Here is a 25,489-nt window from a genome sequence, read left to right on the forward strand (position 1 = left end):
TGATGCTTAAATCTATGGACAATTTTTAAATATTTTAGGCTTCGACAGACTTGGGCTATATGCGAGCATCACCTGTCGAAGCCTCATTTTATTGCAATCTCAAAAACACCATCAACTTTGAATGTTTTTCCAAAGTGCCATTATTTATTTTAGGCTATGAAATATCAATTGATTAAATAGTGATTGCATCAAGACTGCGCAACAGCATCTGCTCCGCCACCTAAGACTTTATATAAAGTGACACGATTTGTGGCCTCTTCCAGTAATAATGTGATTAGATTTTGCTGTGCTGTATACCATGTTCGCTGTGCGGTTAATACATCAAGATAGTCATCTATACCCTCTTTGTACCGTGCTTCAGTTAAATAGAATGTCCGATAAGAAGAACGCACTAAATCTTGTTGTGCATCAACCTGATTGACAATGTGTTCACGCGTGGTAAGTGCATCTGCGGCATTGGCAAAAGCACTCTGAATGGCCTGTTCATACTGGGCAATATAAATATTCTTCTGAATTTTGCTCATATCCAGAGATGCTTTTAACTCGCCAGCCTGAAAAATGGGGACACTAATCGTAGGGACAAATGACCAGGTATTTACCCCATTACTTAACAGGCTGGTAAGTTGATTACTACTGCGACCTGCACTGGCCGTTAATGCGATAGTCGGAAAAAATGCCGCCCGTGCTGCACCTATATCTGCATTGGCAGATTTCAGCATATGCTCCGCATAAAGCACATCCGGATGATTTAATAAAACCGAAGAAGATAGATTGGCAGGAATATTTGCGAGTTTTACACTATCAAGCTGTGTAGAGGCCTCGGGTAAATATTGCTTAGCCACTTTGGTTCCTACTACCAAATCCAGTGCATTTTGCGCTTGTTGTAACTGCTTTTGATAACTGGCAATATCTGCACGTGCACTGTCAACACTGGTTTTTACTTCTTCATAATCCAGTGCCGAAGCGATTCCTTCCTTGTATTTGGCATAAGTTAATTGCAAGGTTTTTTGCTGGCTGGTATAAACCTGTTCGGCAAACTGTAATTTTTGCTGATAGGCCAATACATTTAACCAGTCTGCTGCTACTTCTGCGACCAAACTCATGCGTACGCTGCGTTGCGTTTCTTGAAGTGCAAAATAGTTTTCCAGTGCTTCATTTTTCAGGCTTTTAATCCGTCCAAATAAATCCAGCTCCCAACTTGTAAATCCAACTGCCAGACTGGCATTATGACTGGTACTTGCACTATTGCCACTGCCAGTACGGCTATTGGTTTGTGATGCGCTAGCACTAATGCTTGGTAAGGCATCTGCACTGGTAATACGATATTGTGCCCGGGCATTTTCTATATTCAGCATGGCAACCCGTAAATCACGATTATTTTCTAATGCCAACGCGATTACTTGTTGCAGACGACTATCATTAAAGACTTCACGCCACGCCAGTTCGGTGACTTGGGTATTTTGTATCCCTGTAACCGATGTATTGGCAAAGTTATCTTCTACAGGTGAAGATGGTCGTCCATATTCAGGTGCCATACTTGCACATCCTGTTAACCCCAACACACCGATTAATACGCTGTTTGCAATAAAATGAACTCGCATTATATCTGCTCCCGTGTTGTGGTTTTTTTAGAAAAAATGCTACGTATCAACACATAAAATAAAGGCACGAAGAAAATCCCGATCACAGTCGAAACCAGTGTACCGCCAAATACACCTGTGCCGAGTGAATGACGTCCACCTGAACCAGCTCCGCTACTCACTAATAACGGAAATACGCCTAATAAAAATGCACAGGAGGTCATTAAAATTGGGCGCAAGCGCATTTTTGCTGCATGTAATGTAGCTGTGATCAGGTCTTCCCCTTTTTCTTCTAGTTCACGCGCAAATTCGACAATTAAAATAGCATTTTTGGCTGACAGGCCAATGGTCGTGAGCAAACCTACCTGAAAATAGATATCATTGGATAGACCGCGCAAATTGGTAAGCAATAATGCCCCTAAAATACCAATTGGAACAGCAAGCAACACAGAAAATGGAATTGACCAGCTTTCATATAAAGCAGCCAGACACAGGAAAATAAATAGAATTGACACTGCATACAAATAAGGTGCAAGGCTGCCGGATTGTTGCTCCTGATACGATAATCCCGACCATGCATAGCCAAAACCATCACCAAGTTGCGTGACAAGATTTGCCATTTCTGACATGGCTGTACCAGAACTTACACCTGTAGCTGCTTCACCGGTTAACTCAATTGATGCTGTCCCATTATATCGAGCCAATGATGCTGGTGCATAACTCCAGCCAATTTGTGTGAAGGAGGAAAATGGTACCATTTGATCATCAGAATTACGGACATACCAACGCTTAATATCATCAGGTTGCATACGTGCATTGTCTATACCCTGTATATAAACCTTTTTGATACGACCATTGTTAATAAAATCATTTACATAGCTACTACCCAGTGCAGTTGACAGTACGCTATCAACATCACTTTGGCTTAAACCCAGTGAACCAATTTTTGAGTCATCCATGGTTAATGCCAAAGTTGCAGTATCTTCCTGACCACCATAACGTACATTTTGTAATTTGTTATTTTGACTGGCAAGTGACAATAACTGATTTTTTGCAGCCACCAGCGCTTCATGCCCTTGGCCATTTAAATCCAATAATTCAAAGGTAAAACCGGAACCCTGTCCCAGACCAGGAATTCCCGATGGTGCCATGGCAAAAACCTGTGCATCCTTATAATGCTTGGCCATTTCCTGACTAATACGCATCCCGACTTCGCTAGAACTATCACTACGTTCTGACCAGTCTTTCATGCGGACAAAGCTCATGCCGCTATTTTGACTACTGCCACCCATACTAAAACCGGCGACACTCATCACTGATTCCACTTCTGGTTGTTTTTTGACATACTCGGCAACATCTTTAATCACTTTCAGGGTTTGTTCCTGCGTTGCACCTGATGGTAATTTAACATTGACCATCAACATACCCTGATCTTCTTCTGGTAAAAATGAAGTTGGTGTTATCATAAATAACCCTACAATCGACACCAGAATTGCTGCATAAATTGCCAACATGGTTTTTTTATGATGCAGTACCCATGTCACACCACGATGATAACGCTCGGTATTCCGGTTAAACATGCGATTAAACCACGCAAAAAAACTACCAAGTAAACCTGTGCGTAATTTTTTTTCATTTTCATCATGTGGTTTGAGTAATGAGCCACACAATGCCGGTGTAATGGTTAATGCGACGATGGCAGATAACACCATGGCAGAAGCAATTGTTATGGAAAACTGCCTGTAGATTGCCCCTGTTGAACCATTAAAAAATGCCATTGGAATAAATACTGCTGTCAGCACCATGGCAATTCCAATTAATGCACCGGTAATCTGCTGCATTGACTCATGCGCAGCCTGCTTCGGCGTTAAGCCCTGTTCGCTCATCAAACGTTCAACGTTTTCTACCACAACAATCGCATCATCAACCAGCAAACCAATCGCCAATACCATGGCAAACATGGATAAGGTATTGATTGAATATCCCAAAACTGCCAGCACCCCAAATGTTCCCATGAGTACCACTGGCACAGCAATCACTGGAATTAAAGTAATCCGCCATCTTTGCAAAAACAAAAACATGATAAGTACCACCAGTACGATGGCTTCAAATAATGTTTTGATCACTTCTTCAATGGAAATTTTAACAAAGGGTGCCGTACTATAAGCCACATCATACTTTACCCCGGAAGGGAAAAATTGCTGTAGCTCTTTCAGTTTCGCTTCAACAGTCTCGGAGACTTCCAGTGCATTGGCACCCGAAGCCAGCTCAATTCCCATACCTGCGGCATTTTTACCATTAAAAGTACTTGAAGCAGCGTAATCTTCACTGCCCAACTCTACCGTGGCAACATCTGATAATTTGACTTCTGATCCACTACTATCAGATTTTAAAATAATATTTTTAAACTGTTCGACTGTTTTTAAACGGCTTCTGGAGGTAACCGTGGCCGTTAATCCTTGTCCTTTCACTGCGGGTAATGCGCCGATGGAACCTGCTGTCGCATCGCTATTTTGTGCCTGAATAGCACTGGATATATCACTTGGCATCAAACCATAGGTTTTTAATTTATCAGGATCTAGCCAAATGCGCATTGCATATTTTGAACCCATGACCTGCACGTTACCAACGCCATCGAGGCGGCTAATCTGGTCCTTGACACTCGATACCATATAATCCGCAAGATCAGTACCACTCATGCTGCCATCTTCAGAATAGAAACTGAGCACCATAAAAATACTACCCGAAGATTTGGTAACCGTTACACCATTGGTTTGTACTGATTCCGGCAATGAGGATTGGGCCTGCTGAACTTTATTTTGCACCTGAACCTGTGCTGTATCAGGATCTGTTCCGGCAGCAAAGGTTAAAGTCACCGAAGAACTCCCCGAAGAAGAACTGCTAGAGGACATATATAACAGGTTATCCAACCCTGTCATATTTTGTTCAATGACCTGAGTCACTGAGTTTTCGGTAGTTTCTGCTGATGCACCAGTATAGGAAGCACTGACACGAACAGTCGGTGGCGCAATATCCGGATATTGCTCAATCGGCAAGGTAAAAATTGAAAATGCGCCTGCCAGTGTAATCACAATTGCAATGACCCAAGAAAAAATGGGTCGATTAATAAAAAAATCTGCCATTATTATTCCTTGTCTGAGTTTTGGGTCGTGGTCTGTGTAGTGGTATTTGCTGCGACTGTATTTTGATTTTGTTTGGCACTAATTTTGACGCTATCACCTGATGACACCTGACTGGCACCATCAATAATCAATTGATCGCCCGATTGGATTCCCTTGCTGACAATCCAGTAATTATTCTGTGTACCGGAGGTTTCAATTACTTGCTCCACAACTTTATTTTGGGCATTGACCAGCTTCACAACCGCGTCACCTTTATGGTTACGCGTGACCGCACTTTGTGGTACCAATACCGCCTGATGATTAACCGCCATCGGTAATTTGGCTTTAACATACATACCCGGCAATAATAAATTATTAGCATTAGGTACCAATGCACGCAATTTAACATCACCTGTGCCAGTATCAACGGAGGAACCTATAAATTGTAGTTGGCCCTTTTGATTGTAGGTTGAACCATCCTCCAGAATAATATCGACAGGAATTTTGCTAATAGCTTGTAGCTGTCCATTATCCATTTGTTTTTTTAAACTTAATAATTCCGAACTGGATAAGGTAATATCCACATATATTGGATTAAGTTGCTGAATAGTGGTTAATGCTGTGGTTTGCTCGGCAGTAACCAGCGCACCAGGTGTATAAGTTGATGTTGCAATCTGTCCAGAAATTGGCGCACGGATAACCGTATAATCCAGATTAATTTTTGCTGTATTCAATGCAGCTTGTGCAGATGTTACCGCAGCTTGATATTCTTTTAAACTTGATTCGGCATCGGCAACATCCTGTTTACTGACTGCTTCAATTTTTAACAAATTACGATAATGCTGAGCTTTGGGCTGTGCTGAAATTAAGGCCGCCTGAGCTTTTTGCAAATCACCTTTAGCACTCTCATAAGCGGCAACAAATAACTTATCATCCAGCTTATATAAAGGTTGGCCAGCCTTGACATAATCCCCTTCATTAAATAACCGCTGCTTGATGATACCGCTCACTTGTGGTCGCACATCCGAGCTTAAATATGCAGTAGAACGGCCTGCCAAAGTTTGCTGAACTTCAATTGATTGCGGTTGTAAAACTTCCACACCCACTTCGGCAACTGTTTTTTCAGGTGCTGCTTTTTGTTCTCCAGAACAAGCAGAAATAGTGATCATATACAAAGATAAAAACAGATATATGATAGATTTTTGCGATATAGAATATTGAGTTACCATAAATTTCTCATCGTGCTTATGTGTTTGACAACCGGCTTAATTCAAGGGTTTTGCATTAAACATATCATTCAAGGTGGTTAAAAAAGCAAAATAGATTTTTTCCAGAATTTCAGGATTTGCATCGTGTGAAAATGTATTTGCCTTACGCAGCATAATACCTTCACTTAATACTGCCAAGACTTCTGATATTGCTCTAATTTCTGCTGCCGAAGTATGTGGAAAATGTTGTTTAAGTTGTCGAATCCCTTCGGTCATTAACATTTCTTCTGAACACTGTAAGACATCCTGTATATGGTATTTTTCTGCGGCAAACATACTATCAATTAATAGCTTTAATTCTGCGGCTGGTAAATGATGAATATTGCCGGAAGCCAGCTCTTTGGCCTTTCGAGATAAATTAAATTGATCCTGTTGGAAATGCAGGATCCGTTTCTTGGTAAGATAGATAAGTAGTTGCTGCAATAGATCATTCTTATCCTTAAAGCAACGATAAATCTGACCCGCTCCCAATTCTGTTACAATACAGACATTGGCAATCGACAAGGCATCTAAGCCTCGTTCTAATACCAGTTGCAGTGTTTTTTCCAGAATAAATTGCTGCCTGGCCTGTTGTTTTTCTTCTTTTGTCATTTTCCTGAGTAGTGTATCTACCATATTGCAGCCTTATCTCGTTTCAACTTTAATCGAAAGATGATTTATTGTAGCAATATTGAGAATATGCATTCTCAGTTTTATGTTATTTTTCGATGACCTATCTTCATAATTCATCCTAAATTTAAATAAGGAATAACTACTCTTCGGAGTGTTTCATCACATTTTATTTTAATAAAAATATTTTAACATAATCAAATAGATGAAAATAAAGAATGTGCAATTTCAATGTACCTTACAATCAATCATATACGCATCATCATTAGACTTTAATTTTAATCATATGAATGATGACATCTGTTCTATTAGGTTGATATATAATTTATGCGCTTTGCTAAGCGCATAATATGATCACAAAAAAAATCCATTGTTTTGCTTTTTATAATAATGTCATTTCATGATAAAACTTAGTTGATCTTTGGCTAAAGATAAAAGCCATACTTACCCTGATTCCCTATATCAAGATTGTGTTTAATTTTGCAATTCCACAAGAACTTCTTCAGCTGCTCTAAAAGCTTCTTGTGCCGCAGGCGCACCACAATAGGGTAAGCTATGCAACAATGTTTCCTGTATTTCTTCAATACTACAGCCATTATTCAAAGCACCTCGGATATGTCCTTTTAATTCCTTGGGACTTTTAAGTGCGGTTAACATTGCCAAAGTAATCAAGGATCGATATTTTCTCGGTAATACACCTCTTTGCCATGTCGAACCCCAAGCATGTTCATTAATCCAGTCTTGTAAAGGACGGTTAAAATCGGTGGTATTGTCTTTTGCTCGTTGGACAAAAGATTCACCCATCACCTCAGTTCTTACCTTTAAACCATTTTGATAATCTGCGTCTGACATCTGATAACTCCTAAAATATATATATAAGCAAATGATATTTTATGAAACTCATTCTATAACAATTGCTGTTACTTCGCCTCCTCCAATAATTTTTTATATCCCATAACAGTACAGTAACCTTTATCTGCCTTATTCAGTAAATAAGGCACATTACTCATGGATTAAAGGCCACCAGCATCAAACTTTGTATTGCAGGATTTTGCTTTACCCTGCGCAAAGTACACATCCAATTAAGGCTTCATGAACACAAGGAGAGACATATTCACCCGTTTAAGTATTTCTTTGATGCTGATTGTACATAATTCTGGTGCAATCAATGTTGCTAGACTACCCTGAAATTCTTCCAATGGCGTACATGCTCCTGCAATTATAAATGTCAGTGAGATGATCTCTTCCAGCTTAATACTTTTTTAATTACTGTATGAGTTGCACGCCAGTGACTTGCTGGACATTTTCCAAACTTTCACCCTCTGCCAATTCAATTACCCGAATCCCTTGTATGGTGATATCAAATACCCCTAAATTACTGATAATTCGATTAACAACTTGACACCCTGTAAGTGGTAGCTGACATTGTTTAAGAATTTTTGGGAAACCATCTTTAGTACAATGTTCCATCAATACAATGACGCGTTGTACACCTGCGACTAAATCCATCGCTCCGCCCATACCTTTAACTTTTTTCCCTGGAATCATCCAGTTAGCCAAATCTCCTTGTTCTGAAACTTCCATTGCGCCCAAAATGGCTACATCGATATGTCCACCACGGATCATGGCAAAAGATTCTGAGCTTGAGAAAAATGAACCACCTGCTTTAACGGTAACTGTTTGTTTTCCTGCATTAATCAAATCAGCATCAACCGTTTCTTCAGTGGGAAATTCACCAATCCCTAATAATCCATTTTCTGATTGCAACCAAACATTGATATTGTTAGGGATATAATTCGCCACCAATGTAGGCAAACCTATGCCTAAATTGACATAAAAACCATCTTTTAACTCCTGTGCAGCACGTTGTGCCATTTGATTTTTAGTCCATGCCATTTTTGTGTCTTCCTTTTAGCCTGCTATTTTTAATGTTTTTTGCTCAATCCATTTTTCTGGATGAGGATTTAGAACAATACGATCAACATAAATACCTGGTAAATGAATTTCATCAGGGTCTAACTCACCAATCTGAACAATTTGTTCGACCTCAACAATAGTGATTCGAGATGCCATGGCACATTCCGGGTTGAAGTTTCGTGCAGTTTTTCTAAATATCAAATTACCAGCCGGATCTGCTTTATAGGCTTTGACCAACCCAATATCTGCTGTTAATGCATGCTCCAATACATAATGTTTATCAGCAAAAGTACGAATTTCCTTATTCTTGGCAATATCTGTACCGTAACCTGTTTGTGTGTAGAAGGCTGGAATCCCTGCTCCACCCGCTCTAAGTTTTTCTGCCAAAGTGCCTTGTGGAGTTAGTTCTACTTCAAGCTCACAATTTAAAAATTGACGCTCAAACTCTTTATTTTCGCCCACATAAGATGAGATCATCTTTTTAATTTGATGTGTGGCCAACAATAATCCCAAACCTAAATGATCAACACCTGCATTATTACTAATACATATAAGGTCTTTAACGCCTGTATCCTTTAGACTTTGAATCAATAATTCGGGGATTCCACATAAGCCGAAACCACCGACTGCGAACGTTTGTCCATCCTGCACAATATCCTGTAATGCAGCTTGTGCTGAATGATAGATTTTCCCTTGATGTGCCATTATTATTTCCTTTTTCAATTCTATTATATGTGTGTTGACTGTTTGACGAATTTTTTACCTTGAATCAGCCAAGACTCATGATCAATTAAGGGTGCTGTCCACTGAATACGCTGTTTTAGCCAACTACGCGTCGGTAAAAATGGATGCAGTTTGATTTGCTTAAAAGCAGCATTGTCAGTGCCCAAATGTGTTAAATAGTGCTGAATAACCTCAATATCTTTTTGCTGTAATTGATGGATAATAAAAACTAAACACCCCTGCTCATAGATTGTCGCTGCATGCGTTTGCAGTTGTAATGCTGGAAAAACTTCTCCGCGCACGGCATGAATCACGATCGACTTACTTTCACCAGCCACCCGTAAAATACCTTTGCAACGCAATAAACGCTTTTGCAGTTTTGCTATAATCTTGCCCATTGCCAAAGTAAATTGTAGCCATGGCAAAGCCTCTGAAAAGGTAAAAGATATGGTGCCTACTATACTTTTATGGGTGGTAGGCTGTTGCAGTTGATAAACTGCTGATTTTTGAAAAAGACCTGTCGGATGATTAATCTGTTGAGGCTTTTGATACGAAATCCATTTTTCTATTGGTCTAGCAGCATTTTTATCGTAGATTCCTTTTGCCAGAAAATCTGATCGCTTGATTTTACCGTGTTGAACTTCAAGCATAGGGACTTCTGGATTCAACTGTTGAATATATTGTTTAATGCTTGCTAAATGCGAAGTATGACTCAGATCAACCTTACTGATCAGTACCTTATCAGCACTAGAAATTTGTTGAATAGCTTCCTGAAATTGTTCGATATCCTGTGGTTGTAATGTCGCTTCCACCACAGTCACCACACCATCACAAATAAAACGAGCTGCTACAAACGGTTCTTGCATGATGGTTTGTACCACAGGTACAGGATCAGCCAGACCAGTTGTTTCAATTAAAACATGTGTAATAGGCGGAATTTCCTGTTTGATTGCCCGATCAAATAATCGTTTTAATGCATCCACTACACCACCTTGAATCGTGCAGCAAATACAACCTGAATCCAATAATATCGTCGTTTCATCGGCAGATTCGATCAAATGATGATCTATACCGATTTGTCCGAATTCATTGATAAGCAATGCAACACCGGTCATGTCATATGTAACCAATAAATGATTTAAAATTGTCGTTTTCCCTGATCCGAGAAAGCCAGTTAAAATCGTTACGGGAATTTTTTGACTAATATCCTGATAATCTATTTTTTCTTTCATAATTCGCATCCTGCTTTTTAATCTACCCAGACATGGTGGGTTGACTGTTTACTTCTGTGAAACAATCAACCGCAAAGGTTTTATGCTGCTTTTTGAATTGCACAAACTTTTTCTGTAACTTTTTCAGGTAAACTATTTTCATCAATTTCAATGAAATAGAATTCCCCCGAATATAAAACAGGCAGTTCTAGTTCCTGATTAAATTGCAGACTTACATCTACACCTGTTGAAATTTTTTCATTGCTGCGGATATTGCCAATTACTGCATCAAGGTATTGAGAAATATCAGATGAAATAGACGCATCATGGGGTAAACGCAGCACCATAGACCAACGATAATGCTGTGCAATATTCAATAAAGGACGATAATATTGCACTTGTGAATCAGACCACTGAGGGTCATCTGTCATCTCTTCCAGCAATACCCCTGCCAATTGATGTGAAGATAAAGCACGTAATAAATCGGTAATATATGCTGCGGCATCTTCAATATCTTCATCAATGATGTCTTGAGTATCCAGTCCTGCAAGTTGAGTTGCATGATATAGCCATGCTTTTGGTGAAGGCATACTCACGACTATAGGTTGTGTCACTTGATCTAAAACCGCAGTCAATACTTCATTAATCAAAGATCTGGCATCTTCAAGCTCAATTAATCGACGAATAGCAACTTTCGCTTTTTTACGATTGCCTAATTTACTTTCCAGACCACCTTCTTTTTCAATGTGTCGATCAAAAACTTCGGCAATAGAAATCACACCTACGTGAGATTTAATTAAATTCTGTGCCTGTGCAAACCACATCACATAGCCTGATACAGTTTCCCATGGATTCGCTGTTGTGCTACCAAGCAAGATACGTTTGGCATACGCATCTGCTTGAAGCCATGTTTTTAGCGAACCATTACCATTGGGCTGAGGTAGTTTTTCACTGAATAAACCTGTCATCGTTTTTCCTCCAAACTAATACCATGTTGTTTAATCGCAACCTCTAAGGCTGCAATACGCACATCTTTCGGATTTGGCATATAATTTGGTCTATATTCATTGGCTTTTCTGGTCTTGTCTGGTGCGCCCATATAAAGTGTATCGAGATCATCACCCCATGCACCAAAATAGGGTAAATATACTGGCGGTTGTGATGTCGTCCATTCTTTGACAAATTCATTAAATGGTTTGCCACGTTTTAATCGATCTTTACGCTCTTGTGCTCTAAGCAGTTCAGTGGCTTTAACATCTACAACCAATGTGTCAGGATCAATTTTGAGCTTATACACATGTTCAGCAACAGCATGTGAAATTAAATTCTCACGAATATCTTTAACCACAGCTTCTGGATCACGCTCCAGCAAATCACCATAACCTGCACCCGCACCCTGAGAAATCATAATCAATTCACCACGTTTTGAAATCTCAAATCCTAAGCCCATGTGGTGTGTGGTGTAGCTAGCACTTTCAAAAGCACGTTCATTCATCAACTCTTCAATTGAATGCTTGAATTTTTCTGGGTTTTTAAGTAGTTCTTCATAAATATCGACACCTTGAATCTTGGATAATGGATAACAACCACATGCATAGCCACCAAAAGTTCCCTGAATCGGTGGTACTTTTGCACCTTGTGTTGTAGTCATAAAGCCCCACTCTTCACTGTCCTTGGTTGCCACCATCATGGTATAGCCTTGTCCACCACGATATTTGCCTGGTGCGATTGCATCTCGAGTAAACTTCTTGGATACCAGTTGTAAGAAGGGTACTTCTTCTTCGTTAATTTCCTGTTCACCCACATCTGCCATCGTAGCAAAAATCGGTGCTAATGCAGGTTCACCATCAACATCTAGACGTGCTCCACCGCCCATACCATTTAGGTCGGCACATAAATTCCCTAAAATTTCACCATGCTGGTTCTGACCGCCCCAAATGAAGGTGTTAATCATGTTAAATGCGGGTGCTTGCACTTTGGTGTACTTTTCCGGACAGGAATACAAAAACTTGGTTACAGCATGCTGTACCGCAGTAAATCCTGTAAAAATAGACATTAAACTTTGTGAATTCGGCGCATTATAGGATGAATTTAAAATTGAATACGGGTCGGTAATCACCTCAATCGGTGCAAATGCAGCTTGTCCACGAGGCAAATCTGGCCAGATATAACACATGAATAACTGTGAAATCATTCCTTTTAAACCAGCCAGAACAGTATTGGTTGGTCGATTAGAAAATTCAGGTGCAGAACCACGGAAGTCCAGAATCAGACGATCACCTTTTTTGGTCGCTTTAAGATTGACCTTGGCAATGCAATTTTCACGTAAGGTAGAATCCTGAATGATATAGGTGCGCACACTCATATCAGGCCATTCAGATAAACGGCGTTTAACTTCAGCACGCACATTTTCCATTGTTAAACGTAAGGTTGAAACTAATGCATCAGGCCCATCTGTTTTGAGTGTTTCTTCAATACGTTGTTTCATTCTTAGACATGCAAACAGTTTTACTTTCATGTCTTCATATTGTAGTTTTGGTTCACGTACTGAGTTTTGCAAGAAGGTTAGCAGGTCTTTACGAATTTGATAATTCTGTACCACTTTAAATGGTGACATTTTCAAACCTTCATCAAAACGGCTTTCTGCCATTGATGGCATACCACCCGGTTCAATTGCACCATTTTCACCTTCATGTACAGTTGATGCCACCCAACAGACCAGTTTACCTTGATGGAAAATTGGAACAATCATACTTTGATCCGTATTATGTACGTTTCCATAACGTGAGTCGTTATGAATGAAGCCATCACCTTCATTTACACCAACTGTGGGTTCATTCCACCAATTTTTGATAATATATTTGATGGGATGATGAACCAATGCAGAAAATAGTAATACTCCACCAGCACTGGCAATGGCAAGGTCGCCACTTGCAGAATAAATGCCAGTGATCACATCACCCCATTTTGCACCTGGTGCGGCTCCCATTTGCTCGACCATTTCATAACCTTCATCACAACCTGACTGCAACCGATCACGAATACGGGCAATCAAATGTGAATCATTGACTTTGTTAATTGCCTCATCTTCCCGTTCAGTACGTGGCATAAGATCATGGTCTTTCATAATTTCCGGATCTGGTCCAAGAAATAATGTATTATCTGCCAAGAATTTTTTAATTAATTTTGCATCTTCTGCACTGATTTCTTTTGCGCTATTTTCAACTGAAATAATTTGTGTCATAACTTTTTTCCTATTCCATGGAATAGATTGCGTTGCATTCCTTTCACGCAATCCATCTCAATATATGCGATTAATGCGTAAATGGGGTTCTTAAGAACCATGATGCGCCTTGTTCAGCTGTAACAAATGTCCAACCAGGATTTACCAGAAAAGTCGTCACTTCCGATGTGATAATAGCCGGCCCCTGAATTTGCGTACCAGGTGTCAGATTTGAACGTGACCATACTGGTGTTTCCACAGCACCTTTATGCCCCACGAAGTAACATCTTCTGGTCGATTCCGGCGCTGGTGGATCCTGACGCTGATTTTCTGGCAATGGTTTAATATTTTTAAATTGAACTGTTTGATGTTCAACATAAGCAGCAACACGAATCGTATTAATACGAATACCCGCTTCAGGCGCCTGTGAACCCTCACCAAAACGCTTACCATAGTCGATGGAGAATTGTTCAATGACTTTGAGAACATCTGCCGGACGTTGCAAATGATGTTTTTCAATGGTTGCCGTTGTTTGTACCAACTGGTTACCATAGCGCATGTCCAGTTCCAGACGATGCTGTATATCTTCACGTGCAATACCTTGACGGATAAGATCCTGAGTACCACGCTCTTTCAACTCATCAACGATATCATTAAAGGTTTTGTAATCTTCCAATAAATTTAAATTATTAGAGTCATACAGCACCATGTATAATGATTTTTCATGAATATGCAGCTGATGAATATTTCCTGCTCCTACCGCTGAAAATACTGAACTAAATGGTGGTGCTAAAATTTTATCTATGCTGAGATTTTGTGCAATACCACAACAATGCAATGGTCCATTGCCACCATATGCCAACATCGTAAAGTCTTTCGGATCGTACCCTCGAGCACGTAATTCGGTAAATAAACCATTTGCCATATCCGAATCGACCTTTTCACGTATCAAGAGCGCAGCTTCAATTGGCTCACAATCCAGATCTTCACATAAAGTATCTTCGATGACGTTCAAGGCACGACGCTTATTGAGTGGAATAGAACCACCTGCATAATTATCAGGATCAAGATAACCTAAGACCAGATCCGCATCTGTTGTGGTTGGACGCATACCGCCACGATCATAACAAGCAGGGCCTGGATCGGAACCAGCAGATTCGGGACCACATTTCACTGTATTATACATACGGTCATAAGTGGCAATGGATCCACCACCAGAACCGAGGGTAACCAAATGTACCATTGGTACAGATACAAGCCAACGATCAATCACAGGGTTAAAATCATAGTGTTTCACCCCACCTTCAACCACGATACCAATATCATAGCTAGTGCCGCCCATATCTGTCGCAACGACATTGCCCAGTTCTGTTTGCAATGCAAGATGCTCTGATGCCGCAATGCCAGATACAGGACCTGAATGAATGGTTTGTAAGGCATCTGTTGAATTTAATTGTGCCATACCACCAGAGTTATGAATCACCAACATCGGATTGGTATAGTCATGTGCACGCAAGTTTTGTTCCAAAGTTGATAGGGCGTGATACATGGTTGAGTGCAAATAACCATCTACAATGGCAGAGGTGGCACGTACATATTCTCCTTTACGACCAGCCACCCGATGCGACAAAATCACTGGAATTGCACCTAATAAATGCGATGGATATTCTTCCAGCAAAATTTCTTCAATCCGTTGTTCATGGATAGGATTGACTACAGAGTTTAAGGTTGCAACCACTAAAATTTGTGCACCTTCGTCAACCAGTTCACGGATTTGCTGCCGTAAATCGTCTTCATCTAATGGCATGATAATGTCACCCACAAAATCAATACGCTCACGTACACCGCGAATCATATGTGGCAACACTAGTGGTTCTGGTCGTGCAGCATTTGGCAAATCAGTTTGGCCTAATACATCCAAACCTTCTCCATAGCCACGTGCACGACTAATTGGAACTGTTGCTTCATAGCCCGCAGTAATCAGTAAGCCAATTTTCGGACCTTTATGTTCAATTAAAGCATTTGTTCCCAATGTCGTTGCATAACGTACAGAATCTACTTGTGCCAGAATTTCTTCCAGTGTAATCCCAAGTGCCTTACTACTTTTGCCCAATGCTTCATTAAAACCCTGTGCAAGATTATGATGAGTAGTCAACGCTTTGGTTTCAATATATTGTCCATCCCACACCACAAAACAGTCGGTAAATGTACCGCCAATATCTACTGATACACGTTTCATTGTTATTCCTTCCTTGATCCCTGATTAATGTTGATGTCCTGTCTGACGTTCAACAGTTGGCCCCTTCACATTGATACTTTCACCACGTACTTGCCATTGGGCTTTCAATGCTGCAAGATCAAGCTCCATATCATAAAGTGGCGGATGACCTGGTGTGGCATATTCCGTTTCCACCATCGTGGCGCATTTGGGACAGTAATATTCCAGAATACGTACCCATTCAGGATCAGGACTAAACGTATAGCGATATTTATCAGGATCGATAATTGGTGGATGAATATCCTGTGGATTACGGTTATAAACCAATAATCCTTGCTTATAACTTTGACGTGCCGAACCAATCGTATGATTGCAAACTCGACATTCCCATTCTTCACTCTCAAGATTTACACGAAGATATTCCGTCATATCCACTTTCATATTTAACCCTCCTGGTTCAATAAAATATCTTTTTGTGCGCTAATCACAAACGTCCAGCCATCTCTTACTCGGCAAGTAAAGAAGTCCTCTTCCAAAATAGCTGGTCCTTGTGCAAAATCACCTGCTTTCAAATCTGCCAACTTATAAACTGGTACATCAATACGGCCCTGTGTTTGCGTCAGAATATTTCGAGTTGTGCTTGCTTGTGCGGGCTGCTGTTTTTCAAAACTTAATTGTTTGGCATTATCTTGGCGTAGTCGTTTTACAGCATTAACTTCCAACTCAACTATGTCATAACCGTCTAAATCTTCAGTGATTTCTGCAATGTCCTTAAATTTCACTGTATGCTCTGTACCAACATGGCTTAACACCAATTGCGTCTCTAAATCGTATTGATCCGAACTAAAACCTTCAGCAAACATGTCACGATGAGCATTTGAGGTTAAATTCGTTAATAATTTTTTAATTTCAATAGCTGTGCGTTTATCTTTTACCAAAGGAATTGTATAGCGCTGGGAAATATCACAGCTACCAATACCATAAGCACTAAAGACAGCTGCCATACCAGGAATTGCGACTTGTTTAATGCCTGCCTGTTCGGCAATACCACATGCATTGAGGGGCCCTGCACCACCAAATGCTAATAACGTTGTATCTTCTGAAACATCAGTAAAATTATGAATCTCCTTTGCAATTTTCTTCTGGTAAGCATTTTCCATTGCACCTAATGCTTGATCTACATTTAGCCCTAATGGTTGTGCAATCTCAGTCTCAATTACTGTCTGCGCACGTTGCAGATCCAGCTTCATACCACCGCCGAAATAAGATGCTGGATCAAACAAACCTGATAACAAACTCGCATCAGTAATGGTTGCTTGTTTGCCACCACGACCAAATGCTGCTGGACCAGGTACAGCCCCTACACTTTCAGGTCCAATTTGTATTGCGCCATTCACCACCTTAAATACCGAACTTCCTCCTGCACCAGCACTATGAATGGCGGTTAAAGGAAATGACACATCAATACCTTCAACACGGCCACGACGTACTTCCCTCACTTGATAATCAACACACTGCGCGATATCCGTTGTCGTACCACCAATATCGATGGCAACCATATTTGGAAAACGATACGTATTGGCAAAAGTTTTCATGCCTTCCATACCCCCACGTGGTCCAGAACTATATGTTTTGATTGCAATTGTCTTGGCAACACGTGACGCATCGCCATCATTACGGAAAATCAACAATGGATTTTTAGTTTTGTATTCACGTAACCGATTTTCTGCATTAAATAAAAAATGCTCCATAGATGGATGTAAAAATGAATTAATTAAAGCACTCCATGTACGGCGTACAAAATGCTCATCTTTATTCAGATCACAACCATATAAAACAGGTACTGCACCAAGCAAATGCCGTGGATAACGACGTAACACCATATTTTTAATATAATTTTCACCTGCCTCGAAACTTTCATCACTCAAACTAATGACGACACGATTAGCACCTGCGGCAGTCAATACATTAATAGCTTTTACAATTTCTAATTCATATGCTTCTTGATCACTTGTAACACCACCCAGAAAAACGATACGATCTGCAATCAACGCATTAAAAATATCTTCTTCCTGTGCCTTTAATGCGGCAACAAGATCCTTACCCTGTATATCCGTAATCAGACCTAATTTTGGACCTTTACGCTCACAAATTGCATTGGTACCCTGTGTTGTGGAATAACGAATCAAATCAACTTCTTCTAGAAGTTTTGCAACATCGGTATTTCCATATAAAACAGTAGATGCTTTTTGTAACCCTTCAAAAAAACACTTACTTAAATCATAAGGTGTTGTCATCACCTTTGTTTTTTTTAATTCATCTCCATGGAAAATACAAATATCCGTAAGTGTTCCACCGTTATCGATGTTTATCTGTAAAGTCATGCACTGGTTCTCCTAACCAAAAATATCCTCTTGTCAAACAAAGCTTTCCTCTTTGTTTACAATTAAATATTGCACATGACATGCCAACTCTTATATTTAAGTTTAAGTTATTGATAAATAATATTTAATTAAAAATAAAGCTAAGTTAGCATGAAAAACTGTCCACAAATCAAACGGCAACGTCCGAAAATCAGACGTATGATCATGAATTTTTATGGTAACTTGAATAAATCTTAATATTAATTGTCTAACGTAAAAACCAATTAAAAAATTTAATAATATTAATAACTTAAATTCTATAATTAGTGTAATTTATAATTAATAACAACTTTAGATATTGACTTTAGATATCTGAAAGATTTAAAAGATACATATCTTACTGCATTTAAGACATCGCTATTTCTAGGATGGAAATAGAAATTCCCCAATTAGAATTATGGGTTATACAAGGATAGAACAGATGTTTTCAAAACCAGAAAAAGATATTGTCGTTCAATCAGAATGGCAGCATTTTGTCCATCATGGTCAACTGGAATCTTCACAGATTCGTAAAATCATTAATGACTCATGGATTAGATCTCGACATGCAGGTGTATCAATTCATACTTCTGATGCCCCTGTCATTCTACAATCGCATGATCTGACCGAATATCTATTTAACCATCAACAACTATTACAATCTAGTTTACCCATTTTAAAACAGTATCAACCCTTAATTGATTACCATAATTTATTATTAATTATTAGCGATGCCAAAGGCGTAATTCTGCATACAATGGGCGATATGGGGATTCATCATAAAGCAGAATCCTTACATCTTGTTTCTGGGGCAAACTGGTCGGAACAAACTTGTGGAACCAATGCAATTGGTACAGCACTAGAAACTGGTTCTGCTGTACAGGTCCATGCCAATGAACATTATTGCACCACAATCAAACGCTGGACTTGTACGGCCAATGTGATACGCCAGCCAGCCAGTAAAGAAATTTTAGGCGTATTAGATGTTTCAGGTTTAAAAGCATCCTACAATCAGCAAACATTGGCATTAGTCACGTCTTTAGCTTCACAAATAGAGCATCAACTGTATATACAAGAAATTGAAAATCAAAATATCTTATTAGATAAATTTATGTCTTTTCAGCAATTCAATCGCTGTGCTTCAATTCTATTTAATCATCATGGGCAGGCCATTCAAGCCAATGCTTTGATGAAAGAATTAATCCTTAAGAATAGCCCATTTGATGAATTTAAAATTAAACAAATTTTTAAAAATCTAAATATTCGCCATATTGATGAATTTTTTAAACTGAATGATCTGCATGTTGAATTACATAATGAATTGATTGTTCATCAAAATAATTCGATTGGACAAGTTATTTACTGTACTTTTAAAACCGCTACAGCGCAAGATATCCAAATTGAACAACGTAATCAGGATCCATATATCATTGGGCAATCACGCATCTTGGTTGATGTCCTCAATAAAACACGACAACTAGCACGCACGTCTATCCCAATTCTACTACATGGAGAAACGGGAGTTGGTAAAGAGCTTTTTGCACAATTTATCCATCAACACAGTTTACTTCACAATCAACCGCTTGTTGTAATTAACTGCGGAAGCTTTTCTAAAGAACTCATCTCAGCAGAGCTTTTTGGTTATGTTGAAGGCGCATTTACAGGTGCCCGGAAAGGTGGCATGAAAGGCAAAATTGAAGAGGCAGATGGAGGCACATTATTTTTAGATGAAATTGGCGAACTTCCGTTAGAACTACAAACACATCTTCTTCGAGTACTAGAGCATGGTGAAATTTATCGACTTGGCGAAAATAAACCACGTAAAGTCAATTTTCGCCTGATATCTGCAACCAATCGTAATCTAAAAGAAGAGGTAGAAAACAAAAACTTTCGATTAGACTTATTACATCGTATTGCAGTTTCACAAATTAGTATTCCCTCTTTAAAAGAAAGAAAAGAAGATATTGAATTATTACTTGATCATTATTTACAGCAATTTATAAAAAAACATCAACTGCCCCATCTTCAATTTACTCAGGTAGCAAAAAATCTTCTTAAACAATACACTTGGCCTGGTAATATACGTGAACTACGCAATGTGGTTGAAGTTATGGCTGTTACTTGCAACACTTCGATCATGGATCATTCCAATATTCCCGAAGATATTTTAAGTGGTCAAACAGAACATAAATATCAGACCGAATCATGTACATTTACAGCTCAAATAAAGCGATCTACAAAAAGTTTACAAGATATTGAATATGATTTGATGAAGCAAACATTATTGGATTGTCATGGTAATATAACCAAAGCAGCAAAAACGCTGGGTTTAGCAAAAAGTACCCTATATTTAAAAATAAAAAAATATTCATTAAATGATTTAGTTATAGGACTTAGAGAAAACTAAATTTAAATAGTTTTCCGTTCTGGATAATCTACCACAGTGTAGGAGGTGACAGTAGCGAAGAAAATTAGGCTGAGAAAATTATAACAAAGCTGATTCAAAAAAATCTTACTGGATCAAGGGTTCTACGTTTCAAAGTATTGAGATCATTACCTATTGTCTAGACTTACCCATGTCCATCTCACTAATAATGATCTAATCAAAATTTTTATATGCGTTACAATGAGGGATAAAATCATAAATAAAAAAATAAGCCCTTGTAAAAACAAGGACTTATTTAACTATTTGGCGGAAGCGGTGAGATTCGAACTCACGGAGGACTCGCGCCCTCGTCGGTTTTCAAGACCGGTGCATTAAACCGCTCTGCCACGCTTCCAGTGGCGCAAGAATACAAAGCTTTTGATCTTTATACAAGAAAAATTTTATTGCTTCATACTCAATTGCATATGGATTAAACAAATTTGGTTTGATCCATTATCATAATCCATATAACCCTACCAATTCACAGATGAATAAGGTTGAAATCAAAGCTTTGCAGCCAATTCCGCACCTTCTCGAATGGCTCTTTTTGCATCCAGTTCACCTGCTAGTTTTGCCCCACCAATGATGTGGTATTTTGCCAATGTATGTTCGGTGTCTTGCGGCATCAATTCTTTAACCGATTCCTGTCCGGCACATACCACGATTGTATCTACCCGCAAAAGTTGTTCAATACCATCAACCTCAACCCATAGACCTTCTTGTGTAATGGATTTATATTGTACCCCGCGCATCATGCGGACATGATGTTTTTTCAACTGAGCTCGATGTACCCAGCCGGAAGTTTTACCTAAACCAATCCCAAGTGGCGTAGTTTTACGCTGTAATAAAAAAATCTGCCGATAAGGTAAATCGACTTCAGCAGGTGCCAGTCCGCCTTCCGAAATATAATTGGCATGAGGATCTACCCCCCATTCACGTTGCCAGTCCGCCAAAGGTTGTGGTTGAGGCTGAGAAGGTGGTTTTAATAAAAACTCACTAACATCAAAACCGATACCGCCTGCCCCAATCACTGCAACCCGATGTCCAACCTCTGCTCCTCGCAGTACTTCGGCATAGGATAAAACCTGCGGCAAATCTGCACCGTCTATTTTCAGTGGACGTGGTACTACACCTGTTGCAATCACGACATCATCAAAACCTTCTCGCTCTATTTGCTCCCGATTAATACGCGTATTTAAACGGACTTCCACTGCATTTTTTTCAAGCTGAACCTTGAAATAGCGAATGGTTTCGTGGAATTCCTCTTTGCCCGGTACAACTTTGGCCAAATTAAATTGTCCACCCACTTCATGACTTGCTTCAAACAAAGTGACATGATGACCACGACTGGCTGCGATGGTTGCCGCAGACATTCCAGCAACACCGCCACCGACCACAGCAATACGTTTAGGTTTTTTGGTTTTTACATAGACCAGTTCTGTTTCATGACAAGCTCGAGGGTTGACCAGACAACTGGCTCGCTGATTTTTGAAAGTATGGTCCAGACATGCCTGATTACAGGCAATACAGGTATTAATTTCATTGACTCGCCCTGTTGCGGTTTTATTCACCCAATACGGATCGGCAAGAAAAGGTCGTGCCATCTGAACCATATCGGCCTTACCCGATGCGATAATCTCTTCGGCAGTATCCGGCATATTAATCCGGTTTGAGGCAATAACAGGTATCTTGACATGCTGTTTGACATAAGCTGTCACATCGACAAAGGCTGCGCGCGGTACGGAAGTCACAATTGTTGGAACACGGGCTTCATGCCAGCCAATACCGGTATTGAGCAAGGTAATGCCGGCTTTTTCCAGTGCCTGCGCCACAATCAACACTTCATCCATAGTATTGCCATCATGGACCAGATCAAGCATAGACAAGCGAAAACAGATAATAAATTTTTCACCGACTTTGGCACGAATGGCTTTAACAATTTCGACTGCCAAACGCATACGCCCCTGAATATCACCGCCCCAGCGATCCTCACGTTGATTGACATGGCGGCTTAAAAACTGATTGAGTAAATAACCTTCTGAGCCCATGATTTCAACCCCATCATAGCCTGCTTTTTTAGCCAGATAAGCAGCTCGTGCATAATCGTCAATGGTCGCTAAAATCTGTTTATCAGACAGTGCTCTGGGTTTAAATGGAGAAATTGGAGATTTAATTGGGCTAGCAGATACTGCAAAAGGTTGATAACCGTAACGACCAGAATGCAAAATCTGCATCAGAATCTTGCCACCATGTTTATGTACAGCATGTGTCACCAGACGGTGGTTTAATACATCACCCCAGCTATTCATGGTGCCGCCCATAGGCAGTAACCAGCCCTGACGGTTGGGGGAAATTCCACCGGTAATGATCAATCCAACACCGCCTTTGGCGCGTTCTGCAAGATAAGCGGCAAGTTTGGGATAATGATAAAAACGATCCTCCAAACCACTGTGCATGGACCCCATTACCACACGGTTACGAATTGTGGTAAACCCCAAATGTAATGGTTTTAAAACATTGCTATAGCTGGTCATAGGATTTGTCCTTCATCTGGCTGCAAAGCATTTATGCAATTTGTTGCATAATAATTTAGAATTATTTTTGCCACTTGTAAATGACTATATAAACGCATATTTTGTGTATAATAAGTCAAGCTTAGCGAAACAGTATCTGTATCCTCATATTAGGGTCTGTCATCATTAGATTAAATGGCGACAGACCCTAGGTAGATTGAATTTTGTTCATGAAATAGCATAAACGACTCATTCGTATAATTTTCTAGTTTTACCCCTATTCAATTTGTATTGTTAAAATTTTGGTCAAAAAACTGACCAATGATGTCATAGGTTTGTTATGTTCAGTTGGTTTGAGAAACTTGTCGATCCATACCCCAGTAAAAATTTAAACCAGCCTCTACCCAAAACATTTTTTGCGTTTGTCTGGCAAGCCACCGAAGGGATTCGTCCTTATCTGCTGATTTTATTGTTATGTACTGCCGGTGCAGCAACATTTGAAGTCATGCTGTTTAGCTATATTGGTAAGCTGGTGGACTGGATTAGCCAAAGTCAACCAAGTACCTTTTTACAGCAACATCAGCAGAATTTAATTTTACTGGTGTCGATATTGCTCATCAATATTCTGTTTTCAAGCTTGCAGTCATTGATCAAACATCAGGTGATTTATAGTAATTTTCCGATGCGTCTACGCTGGAGATACCATAATCTGCTGCTTGGGCAAAGTCTGGATTTTTTCCATAACGATTTTGCAGGGCGTTTATCGGCCAAAGTGATGCAGACTGCGCTAGCAGTACGTGAGTTCTGGATGATTCTGGCAGACATGCTGGCCTATGTACTGATTTATTTTATCACCATCAATCTGGTTCTCGGCGCAATTTCACCACTGTTGATGTTGCCACTGATGATCTGGTTACTGCTTTTTATTCTCATTGCCTCCTATTTTATTCCACGTCTGGGGAAGGTATCCAAAGCCCAAGCTGATGCCCGTGCGGTCATGACTGGTCGCATTACCGATGCTTATACCAATATCCAGACCGTCAAACTATTTGCACATGCTGGCCGTGAAAGTCGTTATGCCAAAGAATCCATGCAAGAATTTATGGTCACAGTCTATAAACAAATGCGTTTGGGGGTGATGTATCAGATTTCCATCAATCTGTTAAGTGGCTATTTATATTTAAGTATGATTGGTACGGCGTTATGGTTGTGGATGGATGGTCAAATTGCAGTCGGTGTGATTGCAGCAACAACAGCAATGGTATTAAAGCTCGATAGCGTTTCTGAATTTTTGATGTGGCATATTACCGCATTATTTGAAAATATCGGGACCATTCAGGATGGTATGCACAGTATGGGCAAACCGATTGCCATTCAGGATAAACAAGATGCCAAAGAATTGCAGGTTACTCAAGGCAGCATCCAGTTTCAGGATGTTTGCTTTGCCTATAATGATAAAAAGGTGATTAATCACTTTAATCTGGAGATTAAAGCTGGTGAAAAAATTGGTATCGTCGGACGTTCCGGTGCAGGTAAATCAACACTGATTCAGTTACTTTTGCATTTTTATCAAATTCAACAAGGCAAAATTCTGATTGATGGGCAAAATATTGAAGATGTGACACAGGATAGTTTACGTAAAAACATTGCATTGGTGACGCAAGACACATCGCTATTACATCGTACCGTCGCAGAAAATATCCAGTATGGTCGTCCAACTGCCACTGATGAAGAAGTTGCACATGCGATTTTTAAAGCACAGGCCAGCGAATTTATTCCGCAATTAACCGATTTAAAAGGCAATCAAGGCTTGGCTGCTTATGTCGGTGAACGTGGTGTTAAATTGTCCGGCGGACAAAGACAACGTATAGCTATTGCCCGGGTGTTCCTCAAAGATGCGCCTATTTTGGTGCTTGATGAGGCAACCAGTGCGCTGGACTCCGAGGTGGAAGCTGCCATTCAGCAAAGTCTGGAACAATTGATGCAAAATAAAACTGTGATCGCCATTGCACATCGTCTCTCCACGATTGCCAAAATGGATCGTTTAATTGTACTGGATCAGGGACAAATCATTGAACAGGGATCACATGAACAATTGATTGCACAAAATGGTTTATATGCCCAGTTATGGGCACGACAAAGCGGTGGTTTTCTGGAAAGTTAATTCCACTCGATAGCACCATACAAAAAATGTATCAGGACTTATTCTCTAAGTCCTGTCTTTTTTATATTCAAATAAACCTGTTGATTGGTGAAATTCGATAAAATACTGCCAATG

At 39.8% G+C, this 25,489-nt stretch carries 16 protein-coding genes and 1 tRNA gene; 2 read left to right on the forward strand and 15 right to left on the reverse strand.

Going from position 1 to position 25,489, the window contains the following annotated elements; translation table 11 throughout:
- Positions 1-188 precede the first annotated feature (188 nt).
- The 13 genes from CAP51_RS09225 to CAP51_RS09285 form a co-directional block, all read right to left on the reverse strand.
- Positions 189-1,601, reverse strand: a complete 1,413-nt coding sequence (locus CAP51_RS09225) for an efflux transporter outer membrane subunit (protein WP_087620474.1) — start codon at positions 1,599-1,601, stop codon at positions 189-191.
- A complete protein-coding gene (locus tag CAP51_RS09230; protein ID WP_087620475.1) occupies positions 1,601-4,723 on the reverse strand; it encodes an efflux RND transporter permease subunit in 3,123 nt (1,040 codons plus the stop codon). Before CAP51_RS09230 ends, CAP51_RS09225 begins: the two co-directional genes overlap by 1 nt.
- 2 nt (positions 4,724-4,725) lie before the next feature.
- Positions 4,726-5,871: an efflux RND transporter periplasmic adaptor subunit gene (locus tag CAP51_RS09235; protein WP_171294766.1), complete on the reverse strand. Its 1,146-nt coding sequence runs from the start codon at positions 5,869-5,871 to the stop codon at positions 4,726-4,728.
- A gap of 96 nt (positions 5,872-5,967) precedes the next feature.
- A complete protein-coding gene (locus tag CAP51_RS09240) occupies positions 5,968-6,561 on the reverse strand; it encodes a TetR/AcrR family transcriptional regulator (protein ID WP_087620477.1) in 594 nt (197 codons plus the stop codon).
- A gap of 492 nt (positions 6,562-7,053) precedes the next feature.
- Positions 7,054-7,431, reverse strand: a complete 378-nt coding sequence (locus tag CAP51_RS09245; protein WP_087620478.1) for a carboxymuconolactone decarboxylase family protein — start codon at positions 7,429-7,431, stop codon at positions 7,054-7,056.
- Positions 7,432-7,845: 414 nt separating this feature from the next.
- Positions 7,846-8,475, reverse strand: coding sequence for a 3-oxoacid CoA-transferase subunit B (locus tag CAP51_RS09250; RefSeq protein WP_087620479.1), 630 nt, complete (start codon positions 8,473-8,475; stop codon positions 7,846-7,848).
- 15 nt (positions 8,476-8,490) lie between these two features.
- Positions 8,491-9,201, reverse strand: a complete 711-nt coding sequence (locus CAP51_RS09255; RefSeq protein WP_087620480.1) for a CoA transferase subunit A — start codon at positions 9,199-9,201, stop codon at positions 8,491-8,493.
- A 23-nt stretch (positions 9,202-9,224) separates the two neighbouring features.
- Positions 9,225-10,451 (reverse strand): CobW family GTP-binding protein, encoded by a 1,227-nt coding sequence (locus CAP51_RS09260; RefSeq protein WP_171294767.1) that lies wholly within the window; start codon positions 10,449-10,451, stop codon positions 9,225-9,227.
- Between the two features lie 80 nt (positions 10,452-10,531).
- A complete protein-coding gene (locus tag CAP51_RS09265) occupies positions 10,532-11,398 on the reverse strand; it encodes a hypothetical protein (RefSeq protein WP_087620482.1) in 867 nt (288 codons plus the stop codon).
- Positions 11,395-13,674, reverse strand: coding sequence for a hydantoinase B/oxoprolinase family protein (locus tag CAP51_RS09270; RefSeq protein WP_087620483.1), 2,280 nt, complete (start codon positions 13,672-13,674; stop codon positions 11,395-11,397). Before CAP51_RS09270 ends, CAP51_RS09265 begins: the two co-directional genes overlap by 4 nt.
- A gap of 70 nt (positions 13,675-13,744) precedes the next feature.
- Entirely contained in the window at positions 13,745-15,892 is a 2,148-nt protein-coding gene (locus tag CAP51_RS09275) for a hydantoinase/oxoprolinase family protein (RefSeq protein WP_087620484.1), read from the reverse strand.
- A 24-nt stretch (positions 15,893-15,916) separates the two neighbouring features.
- Positions 15,917-16,312 carry an acetone carboxylase subunit gamma gene (locus CAP51_RS09280; protein ID WP_171294768.1) on the reverse strand — a complete coding sequence of 132 codons (396 nt, stop codon included), beginning with the start codon at positions 16,310-16,312 and terminating at the stop codon, positions 15,917-15,919.
- A 2-nt stretch (positions 16,313-16,314) separates the two neighbouring features.
- Positions 16,315-18,255: a hydantoinase/oxoprolinase family protein gene (locus tag CAP51_RS09285; RefSeq protein WP_087620485.1), complete on the reverse strand. Its 1,941-nt coding sequence runs from the start codon at positions 18,253-18,255 to the stop codon at positions 16,315-16,317.
- Between the two features lie 460 nt (positions 18,256-18,715).
- Between CAP51_RS09285 and CAP51_RS09290 the strand changes: the two genes are divergently transcribed.
- Positions 18,716-20,680: a sigma-54-dependent Fis family transcriptional regulator gene (locus CAP51_RS09290; protein ID WP_171294769.1), complete on the forward strand. Its 1,965-nt coding sequence runs from the start codon at positions 18,716-18,718 to the stop codon at positions 20,678-20,680.
- Between the two features lie 283 nt (positions 20,681-20,963).
- On the opposite strand, the gene CAP51_RS09295 is transcribed toward CAP51_RS09290, so the two are convergent.
- Positions 20,964-21,053: transfer RNA gene (locus CAP51_RS09295), tRNA-Ser, on the reverse strand.
- Positions 21,054-21,201: 148 nt separating this feature from the next.
- Entirely contained in the window at positions 21,202-23,232 is a 2,031-nt protein-coding gene (locus CAP51_RS09300; protein WP_087620487.1) for an NADPH-dependent 2,4-dienoyl-CoA reductase, read from the reverse strand.
- A 319-nt stretch (positions 23,233-23,551) separates the two neighbouring features.
- Between CAP51_RS09300 and CAP51_RS09305 the strand changes: the two genes are divergently transcribed.
- On the forward strand, positions 23,552-25,375 hold the full coding sequence (locus tag CAP51_RS09305) for an ABC transporter ATP-binding protein (RefSeq protein WP_087620488.1): 1,824 nt from the start codon (positions 23,552-23,554) through the stop codon (positions 25,373-25,375).
- Positions 25,376-25,489 lie beyond the last annotated feature (114 nt).

It is taken from the genome of Acinetobacter populi (genome assembly GCF_002174125.1).
GTDB lineage: Bacteria > Pseudomonadota > Gammaproteobacteria > Pseudomonadales > Moraxellaceae > Acinetobacter > Acinetobacter populi.